Here is a 15,530-nt window from a genome sequence, read left to right as displayed (position 1 = left end):
GACCATTTTTACAACACCAAACTTAATAATCTATATATATGAAAACAAAACTAATTTTTTTAGCGGTTGTACTATTTAGTATTCTGAATATTAAAGCACAATGTACACCCACAATTACCAGCGCGAGACTTGGGCAAAAGTATCCGGGAACGATTTTATTCTGTAGTACGGAAGATGAAATTCTTTCCACTACACAGACGTACACAACGTATCAGTGGTACAAACAGGAATGGACCTGGCAGACACCTAATAACAATCCATGGGTAGCTATTCCGGGAGCAACATCTCAGCAGCTAACCATTAGTGGTAACGATCAGTTGAATTATTTTAAAGTAGTGGTTTCTGAGGGCGACTGTACAGCAGAGAGTCCTACCGCATTTGCAGATGGGTTTGTATATGGTCTGCCGGCAATGATGACTACTTATACACCGGGCACCTATGAAGAAAATATGGGCACCGTGAAGGTCTGCAATGGAGCTTCTGTACAGTTTGACAATATATTTCCTTTAGTATATGGCAAACATACCTGGTTCAAATGTGTACCAGGGAGCAATCCGCCGGTAGCAGGAGATCCTTGTATTATTGCAGGTGTAGTAGGAGACACCTACGTTGCAACCAACTCAGGGAAATACGGATTTTATGCCTGTACTGAATATTGTCCGGATCAATGTGAGATGTTAGACCCGTTTGCATTTGTTGAGGTGACTTTCGGAGATTGGGAATTCTGCAGCAATCTGGGAACTGGAGAGACAAAAATTAAAGATAATAATCTGAGAATTTATCCTAATCCTACCGCGCAGCACCTTTATATCGGGAAAGAATCGGATAAAGTCTATAAGGAAGTTATCATCATTGATATGTCCGGAAAACTTGTCCTGAAGAAAGTAGATCACAGATATAACCAGGCGATTGATGTAAGCAGTCTGGTACCAGGAAATTATATCATTGTGTCTAAAAGCACAGATGGAACAGAATATAAAAATAGATTGATAAAAAAATAATAGGATTATACAATCTGAAGAGGTTAAAAATTGATTGTGGGAAGGAAGAATGGATGTCAGAGGGGGATGTTCCTTGTATTGAAGAAGAACTAAAGTGATTTATTTTAATACTTTACGCTCATAGATACATTTTCATCCTTGTTAATCTAATGACGGTCATAATTACCCCCAAAGGAGCTTTCTCTTTCCGGCATCCGGCTTCCTGACTCACACTAATTTTTTCCGGTATTCAGACCAATAATCTTTTTCGTTAGTTTTTAATAATGGTTGAGTCGGTACAAATTTTTTTGTACCGGTTTTTTATTCTATGAAGAGATAAATTCCTTTGCTACGAGCTTTGTCTGAAAAATTTTCTATTCAGAAATACATTGATTTTTTTGTAAATAACATCAACCCGCAGAAAAATTCACAAAAATAATTTCATAAAAAAAGATATAAATGATAAATATTGTAACTTTGTTTGGTTGAAAACTTATAACAAACATATCGGCCGCATCCTTATCCTGTGTCTGGTGCTTTTCTTAGTACCGAACTTAAGCTTTGCGTGCACAAAAAAAGATATAAAAAAGGATCAAACTTTAGGTTATAAGTGTCAAACTAGTAGTTTATCAGATAAATTCTGCTGTAAAACTGGTTTTTGTAAAAAAGATAAAGACCATAATGATTGCAATGGCAAATGTAAACACAATTCCTGCCGATGCGGAACTGTCATCTCATTAACAGGACTTCCTGTTATGGACGGTCTGAAAATCAAAAATCATTTCATTGAGGAAACGAAACTTAAATTTAGTTTCAGTCAAACCTATTATTCTTCAGGGTTTTCTTCTATCTGGCAACCTCCCAAAATAGGATAATTATCTGGCTATACAGCCAGAAATAGGTCTTGTCGAAGGCAAACTTTTGTTTTCGGACACACGGTCGTATTCCAATTATCAATTTTAAAAATCAAAAAATGAAATCATTATCAAAAATATTGATGGTAATCATTGTATTACTATCATATACTATAAGCTTTGCACAGATCAAAAATGCAAAGACAGAGACAGTAAAAATATATGGCAACTGTGAAATGTGTAAAGCCAATATCGAAAAAGCCGGGAATCTAAAGAATATCTCATCCGTAGAGTGGAATGAAGATACAAAAATGGCTACCCTGAATTATGATGCCCAAAAAACAAATCAGGAAGAAATACTTAAGCGTATTGCTTTAGCGGGTTATGACAGTGAAAAGTTCTTAGCTCCGGACGATGTTTACAGTAAGCTGCCGGGCTGCTGCCAGTACAAAAGAGAATTAAAACCTGCCAACATGAATAAAGATCAGGGAATGAATATGAATAACGAACACGCTAATCATGATCACAGCAAAATGACCCAGGCTAACAACTCTGAAAATAAAAACGAATTTCAGCTTAAAGCAGTTTTTGACAATTATTTTTCTTTAAAAGATGCACTGGTAAATACTGATGCAGGGACTTCATCGGCAAGGGCAGCCTCTTTGGTAAAAGCGATTCGGAATGTTGAAATGGGTAAGCTTTCCAATGAAGAACATACTGTTTGGATGAAAGTTTTAAAAGAACTGACAGCACAGGCAGAAAAGATAGCAACTACTAAAGACATCGAAAAGCAGAGAGGTACTTTTGCGCTTCTGTCTGAAAATATCTATGCCCTTACCAAAGTTTCAAAACATAGCGAAACAGTGTATTACCAACATTGCCCAATGTTTAATAATGGAAAAGGAGCGAATTGGCTTAGCAAAGAAGAATCCATCAAAAATCCATTTTACGGTTCTAAAATGCTTACCTGCGGGAGTGTTCAGGAAACCATCAACCATCAATAATAAAAAACTTTAATAAGTAAATATCAATACAATGAAACATATAATAGTATCAATCATCATATTAACAGCCGCAATCTCCTGCAAACAGTCTCCAAATAAAAACAGTGAGGTAAAAATACAGGACAGTACATCTATATCTGAGACAAAGACATCACCATCACATGATTCAGCTGTTTCTGCTGAACCAGTAATTGCTCATGATCAGAAAACTGAAACGGTTAAAACAGAGACTCAACCCCAAAACTTTAGCATTGAACCTATTGTTAAAGATTATTTAGCCCTTAAAAATGCACTTGTTGCAGACAATGACAAGGGAGCAGCCAATGCAGGAAAAAAATTACTGTCGACCCTCAAGAATGTGGATGTGAAAAGTATTCCTTCCAGTAAACAAAAAGAGTATCAAGAAATAGCAGACAACATAAAGGAGAATGCAGAACATATTGGTGATAATGCAGGGAAAATTGATCATCAGCGTGAGCATCTGGCTTCTTTAAGTAAAGATGTTTCGGATCTTATCGCCTTATTTGGTAGTTCACAAAAACTGTATCAGGATCATTGCCCAATGTATAATGACGGTAAAGGAGCAGTATGGATCAGTGAAACCAAAGACATCAAAAATCCTTACTATGGAAATCAGATGTTAAACTGTGGTTCTGTGAAAAAAGAGTTCTGAGAATGAAACAAATACTGAAAAGAATTTTGGTATTTGTTCTGTTTCTTTTTATTGCAATACAAATGTATCAGCCCGCCTTTAATATAGATAAAGGCAAGGCTGCTACAAAAGATTTTACAAGAGTATATAAAATGCCGGCTGAAGTACAAACTCTGTTTCGGAATTCCTGTTATGACTGTCACAGTAACAATACCGATTATGTGTGGTACGATTACATACAGCCTGTAAGATCAGTTGTAGAAAGCCACATTAAAGAGGCGAAAAATGACCTGAATTTCAATGAATGGGAAACCTATTCCAACCGAAAACAGGAAAGATTGCTGAATTCAATAAAAGAACAGATTGTAAACAGGCAAATGCCATTGTCGTCTTACACTCTGATGCACAGAAAAGCAAAACTGAGTGATGACGAAATTAAAACAATGACCGAATGGTTAAAAGAGCAGAGCAAAGTTTATGAATAAAAATAATACAATGAATATACCTCAGAATATCGCCATAAGATTACTTCAGGCAGTTTTGATTTTCTTCTGCTGGCAAGGTGTTTTGGCACAGAAAGTAGTACGATATGAGCTATATGTAAAAGATACCCTGGTCAGCTACGCCGGGAAAGAAAAAAGAGCCATCGCTGTTAACGGACAGATACCAATGCCTACTCTTACCTTTACAGAAGGAGATACCGCAGAAATTGTAGTCCATAATCAGTTGAAAGAGAGTACATCACTGCATTGGCATGGCGTATTTTTACCCAATAAAGAAGACGGTGTACCATGGCTGACGCAAAAACCTATAAAGCCTGGAGCTACCTATACCTATCGTTTCCCGATTATTCAACACGGAACACACTGGTATCATTCCCATTCCGGACTTCAGGAACAGATTGGAATGTATGGAAGCTTCGTCATGAAAAAAAGAGAGGATGACAAAACTTTCAGAAAAGGAATTGATGACCTGCCGACAGTTCCTATTATCCTAAGTGAATGGACGAACCTGAATCCTGATAATATCAACAGAATGCTTCACAATGCCAACGACTGGGCGGCCATTAAAAAAAATGCCACACAGTCTTACGTGGAAGCCATTAAAGAAGGTCACTTTAAAACAAAACTGACCAATGAGTGGAAACGCATGCTGGCCATGGATGTAAGTGATGTATATTATGATAAAGTATTAATCAATGGAAATAACAGTACTGATTTAACAACCGTTGATGGGCAAAAGCTAAAAGCAGGAGATAAAGTACGTTTAAGGATCTCAAACGGAGGAGCCTCTTCCTATTTCTGGTTACGTTATGCAGGAGGTAAAATTACCGTTGTGGCTAATGATGGTAATGATGTGGAACCGATAGAAGTAGACAGACTGATTATTGCTGTTTCTGAAACCTATGATATCGTAGTAACCATTCCTCAGGATGGCGTTTCCTATGAATTTTTAGCTACCACAGAAGACAGAACCCAATCTGCAAGTTACTTTGTAGGTAATGGCATCAAACAGCTTATTTCTCCTCTTCCCAAACTTAAATACTTTGAAGGAATGAAAATGATGAATGACATGATGAAAATGAACGGAGATCTTAATGATATGGGAATGAAAATGAGCCTTAACCAAATGGATATGAATGTGGTGATGTACCCTGAGATTACAGGTGATGGAAAGCAGAAACAGGATCACAGCCAACACAATATGAATGCAGATCAGGAAATGAATATGGATAGTAACAGATATAATGCCAATGCTCTAGGACATATTAAAACCCTGAATTATGCCATGTTGCAATCTCCTTATAACACAGAACTTCCTAAAGATGCTCCGGTAAAGGAATTAAAATTTACCCTCACCGGAAATATGAACCGCTATGTGTGGAGCATGGATAATAAAATCTTATCTGAAACCGATAAAATCCCTGTAAAAAAAGGAGAAATATTAAGAATTACCATTTATAATAATTCCATGATGAGGCATCCGATGCATTTACATGGTTTTGATTTCAGGGTAATTAATGGCAAAGGAGAAAAGTCTCCCCTGAAAAATGTACTGGATGTGATGCCAATGGAAACCGATACAATTGAATTTCAGGCTAATGAAGAAGGCGACTGGTTCTTCCACTGCCATATCCTTTATCATATGATGGCAGGAATGAACAGGGTTTTTGCAGTAGATGATTATAAAAACCCTTATTTACCAGACAAAAAAGAAGCCTATAACATGCTTCAGAGAGAAAGCAATATGCCTCATTTTATGATTCAGAATGACTTTGCAACCAATGGAAATGACGGGGATGCAATGCTTCAGACCGCAAGATGGAACCTCTCTGCAGAATGGCGTTTAGGATATAATAATATGCACGGATATGAGGTGGAAACGCATTTGGGAAGATACATCGGGAAGATGCAGTGGTTTATGCCGTTTGTAGGATTTGACTTCCGCTATAGAAAAATGGGAATAGATGAACAGGAGAAAAATATCTTCGGGCAAAAGAACGAAAAAGATACCCGAAGAGCAATCAGTTTAGGTTTCGTGTATACCCTTCCGATGCTGATCAACTTTCAGGCAGAAGTATATCATGACGGTATCATTCGTTTACAGCTGATGAGAGAAGATATTCCAATATCAAAACGTTTGAGAGGAGGCTTTATGGTCAATACCGACAAAGAATACATGACCGAATTGAAGTATATTCTTAATAAAAATGTAAGTATTCGTGCCCACTATGACAGTGATATGGGGTGGGGAGCAGGAATTTCTTTAGCTTACTAAATGATAATTAAGAAGAATATACTCACACTATTCTGATACAAGAGGAGGCTGGCTGTCTCTTATGTTTGCAAAGTCAAATGTAGGAGACAGGTCTTCTTTCTTTTGGATCTATAGGAAGAATATGCCTTAGTGATATGTTTTGCTCTCCACATGGCTTCTTCATGCAGATAAAATTTAGTATATAGTTTCATAGTCTTTTTCAATACCAAATTTTAGTATTGTTTCTTCATTGTAAATATTCATTTTTGAGTAAAATTTGTTCAGAATGAAGGAATTCTTTATGTATTTCTTTATCTATAACCTTGATAATTGATCCGGATATATTACATTAACATACTTGTTAAACAAAAAATCCACTGTGCTGGAATACTTTAGCGGATTTTATTCCCTTTTCTCTTTCTATGATAATTTTTAAGTGGAATTTTCCTTTCGTAAAACCAAAAATATTAAGCTTTTCATATAGAGAACTTTTATAACTCTTGAAAAAAGAATGATTAATTTCTGTTGTATGTAAGGGGAAGCTATCTGAGCCACATGAAAATCTTAATAGTTTTTGAAGAACCTCTCTCAATGCCCTTTTGTTGAAATCTTTTTAGATATCCTTATTCTTATAGAAAATCATTAATGTAACATTCAGATTTTCAAAATACTATATTGTTTATTTTTACTTCAAAAACACATCATGCTGATCAAAATTTATGGAAGTGCCATTCATGGAGTGGCTGCACAGACCATTACTATTGAAGTGAATGTAGATACCGGAGGAGTAGGATACCATCTCGTTGGGCTTCCTGATAACGCTATTAAGGAAAGCAGCTATAGAATTTCTGCAGCCCTGAAAAATGTCGGATTTAAAATTCCTGGGAAGAAAATTACCATTAATATGGCTCCTGCAGATCTTAGAAAAGAGGGCTCTGCTTACGATCTCAGCATTGCTATTGGTATTTTAATTGCTTCCGATCAAATACTGGCAGAGAACGTTAAAGATTATATTATTATGGGAGAGCTGTCACTGGACGGAAGTTTACAACCTATCAAAGGCGTTTTACCCATTGCAATTCAAGCCAGAGAAGAAGGCTTTAAAGGAATCATCCTTCCTAAACAAAATGCCAGAGAAGCAGCCATTGTCAACGATCTTGAAGTATACGGAGTTGAAAATATCAGAGAGGTTATTGATTTTTTTAATGAAGGAAAAGCGCTTGAAAAAGTAACATTGGATACCAGAAAAGAATTTCATGAAAAAATCAATGATTTCCCTTTCGATTTCTCCGAAGTTAAAGGTCAGGAAACCGCTAAAAGGGCGATGGAAGTGGCAGCAGCAGGCGGACACAATATTATTCTGATCGGACCGCCCGGAAGCGGAAAGACAATGCTGGCCAAAAGGGTTCCCAGTATTTTGCCTCCATTGACATTGAAAGAAGCTTTGGAAACAACAAAAATTCACTCTGTAGCCGGGAAAATAGGAACGGAAACATCATTGATGACTGTTCGTCCCTTCAGATCTCCACATCATACTATTTCAGATGTTGCTCTAGTAGGAGGAGGAAGTTATCCACAACCAGGAGAAATCTCTCTTGCTCATAACGGAGTTTTGTTTCTGGACGAAATGCCCGAATTTAAGAGAACTGTGCTGGAAGTCATGAGACAGCCTTTGGAAGATCGTGAAGTAACGATTTCAAGAGCCAGATTTACTGTAAACTATCCGGCAAGTTTTATGCTGGTAGCTTCTATGAACCCCAGTCCAAGCGGATTCTTTCCCGATGATCCTAATAATACTTCATCTGTTTACGAAATGCAGCGGTACATGAGTAAACTTTCCGGGCCGCTTTTAGATAGAATAGACATTCATATTGAAGTTCAAAAGGTAGAATTTGAGCAGCTTTCCGAGAAAAGAAAAGGAGAGAAGAGCAAAGATATCAGAGAGCGGGTTTTGAAAGCAAGAGATATTCAGAATAAAAGATATCAAAACCTCAATATCAGCAGTAATGCTCAAATAGGACCTAAGGAAATTGAGGCCTATTGTGAACTGGATGAAACGTCTTTCGGTCTCATCAAATTAGCTATGGAAAAACTTAATCTTTCGGCAAGAGCTTATGACAGAATTCTTAAAGTTGCCAGAACAATAGCCGACCTTGAAGAATCTGAAAAGATTCTGTCTCATCATATTTCCGAAGCCATACAATACCGAAGTCTGGATCGTGAATTCTGGAATGGATAAACGATCCGACCTCTTTTTCTTAGAAAAATTTATACTGTACCTGCCTTCTGGTCAATTTTAAGATTGATCGAAAAAGGATTGTTATATACTTTAGGAATCCATTGAAACTGATCATTCACTTTATTAATATATCCTATTCCCGGCCATGGAAGATGGGCAGAGCAGATAAGTGTTCTGTTTTGATAGCAGTTTTCAAGAACTTTCTTGCGGGTTTCAACACCTGTTGCAAAGTCAATATCCCATTGTGTTCCCCAATGCGGTTTTGCGATAAGCAGGGGAGAGTGAAAAAGATCTACCACATTGGTTATTGATAAATCCCCATCATTTACTGTATAAATAATATGACCCGGAGTATGTCCGGGAGCAGCTTCTGTTTGAATGCATGAGAATAATTGATCACCCATTTCAAACTTTGTAAGCCGGCTGTTTATGGCAGAAAGAACTTTTCTTACCAAAGGTATGCTTGGCTTTCCTCCTTCCGGGTTTTTACTTTTCTGAAAATCCGGTTCATCACTTGTCCAGAACTCAAATTCCTGACTGGAAATATAATAATGGGCATTCGGAAATACGAAATCCCCGTTTTTAGAAAGAATTCCTCCGATATGATCCCGGTGAGCGTGTGTAATCAGAATATCAGTAACAGACTCAGGCGTAAATCCTGCTGCAGTAAGGCTGTAAACCAATTTTCCCGCGTTTTCTTCATCATAAAACCCTTCTCCTGTGTCCACTAAAATGTTGCGGTCACCTTTTTTAATAAGCATAACATTAATAGGTGCTTCATAATAAGATTCAGATAGATAAAGATTACGAAGTTCATCTTTTACAAGATTTTGAGGGATGCCTGGTGCTAAGATAGGCTGGTGATATCCAATACCAAAATATCCGTCAGAAAGTATAAAAATATCCAGTTCATTGCATGGAATGTGTATAAATCCATGGTCTCTCTTCAGTTTTTGATCCATACTAGAATGAAGTGTATTTTATTTTGTTTTACAAATGTAGAGAATATTCCCATACATTGATCCTGTTAAGTATAGATATAGAAAAGTTTTACTCTAGGTTACGTAATGTATTGTAATCCAGTTTTTTTATTTTCATCTCTTCCACAATATCTATTTCGGGATGTGGTAGATGATCGTAATTATGTAACGCATAGTTTGAAATATTATGATAAGTTTGATTACCAAATTTTTAAAAATATTACATTATGAAAATTAAATCTTTAAATTCTGAATAGAGTCTTGTCTCTAATTCCTGAAGAATATCTGCAATGTATTCTTTCTTCTTTTCGACTGCAATAAACATCGTTTGAACACTGTTTACCGGTCTGCTCACTGACAGGGTCGAGTGAAACTCTGTATCATTCGGTTTTTAAAACTATTATGAAAACACATTGAGTAAAATAAGCTGTGGTTATGCTTTACGTCCTTTTTTCTCATTTCAAGGAGTTTAAAATGAACTTATCGAAGCATTAAGCTGCCAATTACAAATTTTTAATCCAAATCAAATTATTATGTCAAACACAATTCCCTCATCAGGAACCTTATCGATAGGTTCAGCGGTATTACTGTCTTCTGAAGACAGAGAAAAATTGCTCAACGGATTTAATAAAACCGGTTGGGATTATCATCATGAAGAAACCCTGGAATCTCTTTTCCGGAAACAGGCAATCCTTCATCCTGATAAGACTGCTGCGGTTTATCAGAATCGGAAGATTACGTATGGAGAGTTGGATCAGAGAAGCAATCAGGTAGCCAATTTATTACTGAGCCATGGTATTAAAGAAGGAAAATATGTTCCCATCTGGCTGGACCGCTCTTTAGAATGGATCATTGCTGTACTTGGAGTTATCAAAACAGGTGCGGCCTATGTTCCGATAGACCCTGCTTATCCTGTCAAAAGAGTAGAATATATTCTTTCCGACACCACTGCTGATCTTATCATTACCAATCAAATTCTTGGAGAACTTTTATCAGAAACCGAAAAGGTAAAAGTATTTGATATGAGCAATATGGAGAATCTTAATCATTTATCATCAGAATATCCAGGAATTAATATCCACCAGAATGCCCTTGCATACACAATTTATACTTCTGGCTCGACGGGGAAACCCAAAGGTGTAATGGTAAGCCATCAGGCTATACAGCATCTGGTAACATGGCATAATCATCATTTTCATGTGGATCATAGCTCAAAATTAACTCTTGTGGCGGGATTGGCATTTGACATTTCTGTGTGGGAAACGTGGTCGGCTCTTACTTCAGGCGCAACGGTTTTTATTGCAGATAATGAGGATAGAACAGAAGCTCAGGCATTGGTAGATTACTACAGAAAAAATAGTATTACCCATGGCTTTGTGCCTACTGTTCTGGCTCCTTCTGTAGTGGATATTACCCGCAATTATAATGATCTGAAGCTCAAATATCTCTTTACAGCAGGTGAGAAGCTAAAGCCGGTACTTACTTCAGAATTAAGCTATGAGCTGGTGGATTATTATGGTCCCACAGAATGTACCGTATACGCTACTTATAAAAAAGTGAAAGATATTAATGGAAAATATGTTTCATCTATAGGCAGACCCATTGCCAATGCAAAAGCATATATCTTGGGAGAAAATAAGGAATTGCTGCCCGTAGGAGCTGTAGGAGAACTCTGTATTGGAGGAAATCTTTTAGCAAAAGGATATCTTAATAATAAAGAACTTACGGAAGCTAAATTTATTATCAGTCCATTCAATGAAAAAGAAAAGCTGTATCGAACTGGAGACCTTGCCAAATGGAACGCGGATGGTGATATTGAATTCTTAGGAAGAATTGATAATCAGGTGAAAATTCGTGGCTTCAGAGTGGAACTGGGAGAGATAGAACGTTCACTGATCCAGCAGGAAAATATTAAAGAAGCTATGGTTATTGGTAAAGAAACGGAAGGAAGTACCAAATATCTTATTGCTTTTGTTGTATTAGCTCCTGGAGCAGTAGCAGATATTTCGTCAGTCCGAAATGCATTGAAAAAAGAACTTCCGGGCTATATGATTCCAGCACAAATTATTTTTATAGATAAAATTCCGTTAACAGCAAATGGAAAAACAGATACGCAGGTCTTAAAAGATCTTGCCGATAAAGAAGCAAAAGAATTGATTTCATTTGAGCCTCCAACCAACGAAACCGAAAGAATTATTGCAGATGTCTGGTCGTCTGCATTGGAGCGTCCTGTCATCAATATCACAGATAATTTCTTTGATATTGGAGGAAACTCTCTGTTGGTTGCAACGGTAGCGGTTGCTTTGCAGAGGAAACTGGATGTAAAAGTGTATCTGCGGGATATATATCAGTATCCCGTATTACAGCAACTTTCAGAAGTTCTTATTAAAAGATTAGGAGAGACAAGGGAAGCAATCCCCATGGAAGATGTAGAACCATATGTTGAGCTTCAGAAAGATGTTTATCTTGCTGCGGGAACTGTTTTTGCAGGTGGATTTGATCCTCAACAGGTGGAAAATCCAACAACAATATTTTTAACTGGTGTCACAGGTTTTGTAGGAATTCACCTGTTACAGGAGCTTCTTGATACTACAAATGCTGATATTTACTGTCTTGTAAGAGCTCAGGATGAGTTTTATGCAATGGAAAAAATTGACAGATGTTTTAAACAATATCATATTCCTCAAAATGTAGAACAGAAATCTAGAATTATTCCTGTTATCGGAGATCTGGCTTTACCGTCTTTAGGACTTTCAGAAGAAACATTTACAAAACTGGCAAAACAAACCGATTTGATTTATCACTCCGGAAGCTCAGTCAACTTCATCGAACCCTACTCTTATATGAAAGCACCGAATGTAGAAGGGCTAAGGGAAATTATAAAACTGGCAGGAGCGGAAAGAACAAAATGCCTCGCCTTGCTGTCAACCATTTCCGTATATAGCTGGGGACATCTATTCACAGGAAAAACAGTAATGTTTGAATCTGATGATATTGAACAGAATCTGATGTCCGTAAGTAAAGATATTGGTTATGTAAGAAGTAAATGGGTGATGGAAGCCATTGCTGATTTAGCGGCAAAAGAAGGGCTACCATTAATTACGTACCGTCTTGGGTATGCCATGTGCCACAGCGAAACAGGGGCAAGTGCCTCTTATCAATGGTGGTCTGGATTGGTGAAAAATTGTATAGAGCTCAAATCGCATCCCGCGCTCACTGAGCTTAGAGAAGGACTTATTACGGTAGATTATATGACCAAAGCGATGGCTCATATCACCAAAAATAAAGAGGCAATAGGGAAGAAATTCAACCTGATTGCCCGTCCGGAAACCAATCTTACTTTGGAAGATTTCTTCGGACTCATGAAAAAATATTATCCTTTCACACTTAAAGACCTTCCTTATAAAGAATGGAGAAAACAATGGGAAGATGACAGCAAAAACCGTTTGTATCCATTAACGAGTCTTTTCAGTGATAATATGCATGAAGGATTATCCACAGTAGAACTTTACCAGAATACTTATGTATGGGATTGCTCCAATGTTATTCAGTATCTGGAAGGGTCAGGCATTCACGAACCTGTATTTGATAAAAAAATATTGGATTCCTATTTACAATATCTTGGAATTCCGGTTGAATAGAATTTGATAATTGAAAAAGCCCAGACAGATCCTGCTTGGGCTTTTAATTTTTATTCAGCAAATACGTCAGATTTTGTCGCAGTGGACCAGGATATTTGGATCAGGGTAATGAAAAAATCTTATCCCATTTTTTAATTAACTGAAAACCAAACAGGATAGATGAATAACGTTATTGTATTGTCAAAGGATTTCGCGGCTAATGAAAGTGCAGTGGTGGATATTAAATCCCGGGGATTGGTAAATCCATTGGGAGTTCTTACATTTCAAAACAAAACAGGGCAGTCTGCACAATTTCTCTGGCAGGGAGATGCGCTTTATAGCAGAGAAAATGCTGGGTATTTTAAAGAAATAAATAATGACCTGGGAGTGAAGGTAAGCCATTATGAAGGCTCTATAACCGTTACCAATGGAGGAGGGAAACAGTATCTGGAAGGAGCACTGAAACAATAATAAAAACGGATGTATTTTTATTATCCGAACAGCATAATAAAAAAGGTCAAACAGTATTGTCTGACCTTTTCTTATCTGAAGATTAGTTGATGGTTACTTTAATCACATTCTGTACAGCAGGAACAGGATATGGGGTTCCTAATTTGGAAATAACCTTATTTTCACTTTGTGGGGTTCCGCCAAACAATGCCTGATGATTTCCCGCACCCGGATATTGGTCAATACCTGTCCCCGAATCAAATAATGAAGTTTTTAGGCTGAGGTCACCCTTACTATTGGCATCAATGCTTTGTTCGTTGGCATAGAACCAGTCATTGGAAAAACCAAACATGGTTGCGTAAGCAATTTTATCACCAGGCTCAGCATTAAAGTTTGTGGTTACCTTACTTCCCGGAGTTACAGGAGCATTTCCTGCAACGTATACTCCTTTTACATTAGGTAAAGATTTTAAACTGTTTTGAAGCTTGGCTACATTTCCAAACTGTGCAATATCTTTCAGTCCCATTCCGCTGTCTAATTTGCCTAATTCATAAATTGGATTTTTATCACCACGATAAACAACCACCAAGGCAGGAGAAAGTCCCGTCATAATTCCTGTGTTGGCATTCAGTTTTGTCATCATTTTACTGATATTTCCCATTTGAGCAATATCTGTGATTTCAGGATTGGATAAAGCATTAGGTGTAAAAAATGGAGCACTGTTCAGCAGCTGAGATCCATTGTAGTTGGAAACAGCCCATACACCGGGAGAAAAAGGAGTTTCGTTGGCTGTTCCGCCGGAGGTATTGGTAATGGTCAGGGTAAATTCTGAAGTTACATCATTGTAAGCAAGATTAAGCTTCATAAGTTGTGAAGCATTGACATTAGGAACCTGCATAATGGGTTTGCTTTCAACCTGTCCTGTGGTGTCATCTTTGCTTCCGTTATCCCATAGTCGTACACTTGAAGAAACATCTCCGGTAATAGCATTTCCATTAGCGTCAAACAATTTGATACCCGGCTGTTGGGACGCAAAAAACCAGTCTTTTGAAGCTCCGTACATCGTAGCAAACATTAAAGCCTGTGCTTTTCCTGCACTGAATTTAACAGAAACAGATTGACCGGGCAAAATAATAGGAGGCGTTCCTACTCCCTGAAAACTTCCGCTTTCTACAAAATCTTTGGGAGTTACAACGTTTTCAAAAGTAATGGATCTTTGAAAACCCATGTCCATCATCATGTCGTTATTAGAATCGCTACATGAAGTTAGAGAAAATGCAGCTAGAGTAGCTGCTAAAACTGATGTTCTGAAAATAAACTTGTTCATAAAAGTAAATTTTTATAGTTATAAATGATATCTGCAACTATAGTCGGCTACTTTTTGAGATCCTGACAAAAAATATTTTCGTAATTCAATTTTTTTTAAATGTATCGTTTTTGAGAGGGAAAATTAAAGCGGTCTATATTCCCTTTTTCCCATCCAGAATCATCTGGATCATTTTTATTTTTCTGTTTTCTCTGGTTTCAGGTTTCCTGGCTTCTTCAATCCAGCGGATGTATTCCTTTCTGTGGGTGTAGCTCATTGCATCAAATAAAGCTTTTGCTCCCGGATTTTCTTTAAAAACAAGGGCAATATCATCTGCAATTTCAACCACTCTTTCCTCCTTATCTTCAATAAGGGAGACGGAAACCTCATCTCCGAAGGTTTTACCAAGTTTCTTTCTGATCTCCTGAGTCAAACCTAAAATATGACAGTCTGATTTCATTTTGGCAAGACTTCCGCGGTATTCAACTTTATCATCAAACACAGCTTTTATCTTTACCTGTCCTTTTTTGTGAAACAATTCCTCCGTAGAAAATGGAAATTCTACAAACGCAGCATTCATTGCTCCCTTCTGCTGAATAATGGCTGTAAATTCGATACGTTCAGGATTCATGATCAATATTTTAATAATCAAAAATAAAAAAACCGTGAAATTTACTTTCACGGTTTC

Annotated in this window: 11 protein-coding genes; 8 read left to right on the top strand and 3 right to left on the bottom strand. The window is 37.2% G+C overall.

Translation table 11 applies throughout. The annotated features are described in order from the left end of the window. Positions 1-38 precede the first annotated feature (38 nt). From KBP46_RS14425 to KBP46_RS14400, 6 genes are all read left to right on the top strand, one after another. Positions 39-1,001 carry a T9SS type A sorting domain-containing protein gene (locus KBP46_RS14425; protein ID WP_123278662.1) on the top strand — a complete coding sequence of 321 codons (963 nt, stop codon included), beginning with the start codon at positions 39-41 and terminating at the stop codon, positions 999-1,001. A 952-nt stretch (positions 1,002-1,953) separates the two neighbouring features. Further along, positions 1,954-2,838, top strand: a complete 885-nt coding sequence (locus KBP46_RS14420) for a DUF3347 domain-containing protein (protein ID WP_062673027.1) — start codon at positions 1,954-1,956, stop codon at positions 2,836-2,838. Between the two features lie 31 nt (positions 2,839-2,869). Next, positions 2,870-3,511, top strand: coding sequence for a DUF3347 domain-containing protein (locus tag KBP46_RS14415; RefSeq protein ID WP_216443538.1), 642 nt, complete (start codon positions 2,870-2,872; stop codon positions 3,509-3,511). Positions 3,512-3,513: 2 nt separating this feature from the next. After that, positions 3,514-3,975 carry a heme-binding domain-containing protein gene (locus KBP46_RS14410; protein WP_216443537.1) on the top strand — a complete coding sequence of 154 codons (462 nt, stop codon included), beginning with the start codon at positions 3,514-3,516 and terminating at the stop codon, positions 3,973-3,975. 10 nt (positions 3,976-3,985) lie between these two features. Next, complete coding sequence (locus KBP46_RS14405; RefSeq protein ID WP_216443536.1) at positions 3,986-6,268, top strand: multicopper oxidase family protein; 2,283 nt, start codon at positions 3,986-3,988, stop codon at positions 6,266-6,268. 682 nt (positions 6,269-6,950) lie between these two features. Further along, positions 6,951-8,486 (top strand): YifB family Mg chelatase-like AAA ATPase, encoded by a 1,536-nt coding sequence (locus tag KBP46_RS14400; protein ID WP_216443535.1) that lies wholly within the window; start codon positions 6,951-6,953, stop codon positions 8,484-8,486. A gap of 29 nt (positions 8,487-8,515) precedes the next feature. On the opposite strand, the gene KBP46_RS14395 is transcribed toward KBP46_RS14400, so the two are convergent. Beyond that, complete coding sequence (locus KBP46_RS14395; protein ID WP_216443534.1) at positions 8,516-9,448, bottom strand: MBL fold metallo-hydrolase; 933 nt, start codon at positions 9,446-9,448, stop codon at positions 8,516-8,518. Positions 9,449-9,999: 551 nt separating this feature from the next. Here KBP46_RS14395 and KBP46_RS14390 point away from each other — a divergent pair. Further along, positions 10,000-13,107, top strand: coding sequence for a non-ribosomal peptide synthetase (locus KBP46_RS14390; protein WP_216443533.1), 3,108 nt, complete (start codon positions 10,000-10,002; stop codon positions 13,105-13,107). Positions 13,108-13,266: 159 nt separating this feature from the next. Next, positions 13,267-13,557 carry a hypothetical protein gene (locus KBP46_RS14385; protein ID WP_120232405.1) on the top strand — a complete coding sequence of 97 codons (291 nt, stop codon included), beginning with the start codon at positions 13,267-13,269 and terminating at the stop codon, positions 13,555-13,557. An 82-nt stretch (positions 13,558-13,639) separates the two neighbouring features. On the opposite strand, the gene KBP46_RS14380 is transcribed toward KBP46_RS14385, so the two are convergent. Both KBP46_RS14380 and KBP46_RS14375 read right to left on the bottom strand, forming a co-directional pair. After that, positions 13,640-14,863, bottom strand: coding sequence for a spondin domain-containing protein (locus KBP46_RS14380; RefSeq protein ID WP_216443532.1), 1,224 nt, complete (start codon positions 14,861-14,863; stop codon positions 13,640-13,642). A gap of 133 nt (positions 14,864-14,996) precedes the next feature. Further along, the gene (locus tag KBP46_RS14375; protein WP_216443531.1) at positions 14,997-15,473 is read right to left on the bottom strand and encodes a YdeI/OmpD-associated family protein; all 477 of its coding nucleotides are present in this window, start codon (positions 15,471-15,473) and stop codon (positions 14,997-14,999) included. Positions 15,474-15,530 lie beyond the last annotated feature (57 nt).

It is taken from the genome of Chryseobacterium sp. PCH239, assembly GCF_018924625.1.
Taxonomy (GTDB): domain Bacteria; phylum Bacteroidota; class Bacteroidia; order Flavobacteriales; family Weeksellaceae; genus Chryseobacterium; species Chryseobacterium cucumeris.
The sequence above is the reverse complement of the archived record's forward strand: the minus strand, read 5'-3'. Positions and strand labels throughout refer to the sequence as shown.

Coding starts and splice junctions, on each gene's coding strand:
- KBP46_RS14425 (WP_123278662.1), top strand. CDS start 39: ATGAAAACAAAACTAATTTTTTTAGCGGTTGTACTATTTAGTATTCTG.
- KBP46_RS14420 (WP_062673027.1), top strand. CDS start 1,954: ATGAAATCATTATCAAAAATATTGATGGTAATCATTGTATTACTATCA.
- KBP46_RS14415 (WP_216443538.1), top strand. CDS start 2,870: ATGAAACATATAATAGTATCAATCATCATATTAACAGCCGCAATCTCC.
- KBP46_RS14410 (WP_216443537.1), top strand. CDS start 3,514: ATGAAACAAATACTGAAAAGAATTTTGGTATTTGTTCTGTTTCTTTTT.
- KBP46_RS14405 (WP_216443536.1), top strand. CDS start 3,986: ATGAATATACCTCAGAATATCGCCATAAGATTACTTCAGGCAGTTTTG.
- KBP46_RS14400 (WP_216443535.1), top strand. CDS start 6,951: ATGCTGATCAAAATTTATGGAAGTGCCATTCATGGAGTGGCTGCACAG.
- KBP46_RS14395 (WP_216443534.1), bottom strand. CDS start 9,448: ATGGATCAAAAACTGAAGAGAGACCATGGATTTATACACATTCCATGC.
- KBP46_RS14390 (WP_216443533.1), top strand. CDS start 10,000: ATGTCAAACACAATTCCCTCATCAGGAACCTTATCGATAGGTTCAGCG.
- KBP46_RS14385 (WP_120232405.1), top strand. CDS start 13,267: ATGAATAACGTTATTGTATTGTCAAAGGATTTCGCGGCTAATGAAAGT.
- KBP46_RS14380 (WP_216443532.1), bottom strand. CDS start 14,863: ATGAACAAGTTTATTTTCAGAACATCAGTTTTAGCAGCTACTCTAGCT.
- KBP46_RS14375 (WP_216443531.1), bottom strand. CDS start 15,473: ATGAATCCTGAACGTATCGAATTTACAGCCATTATTCAGCAGAAGGGA.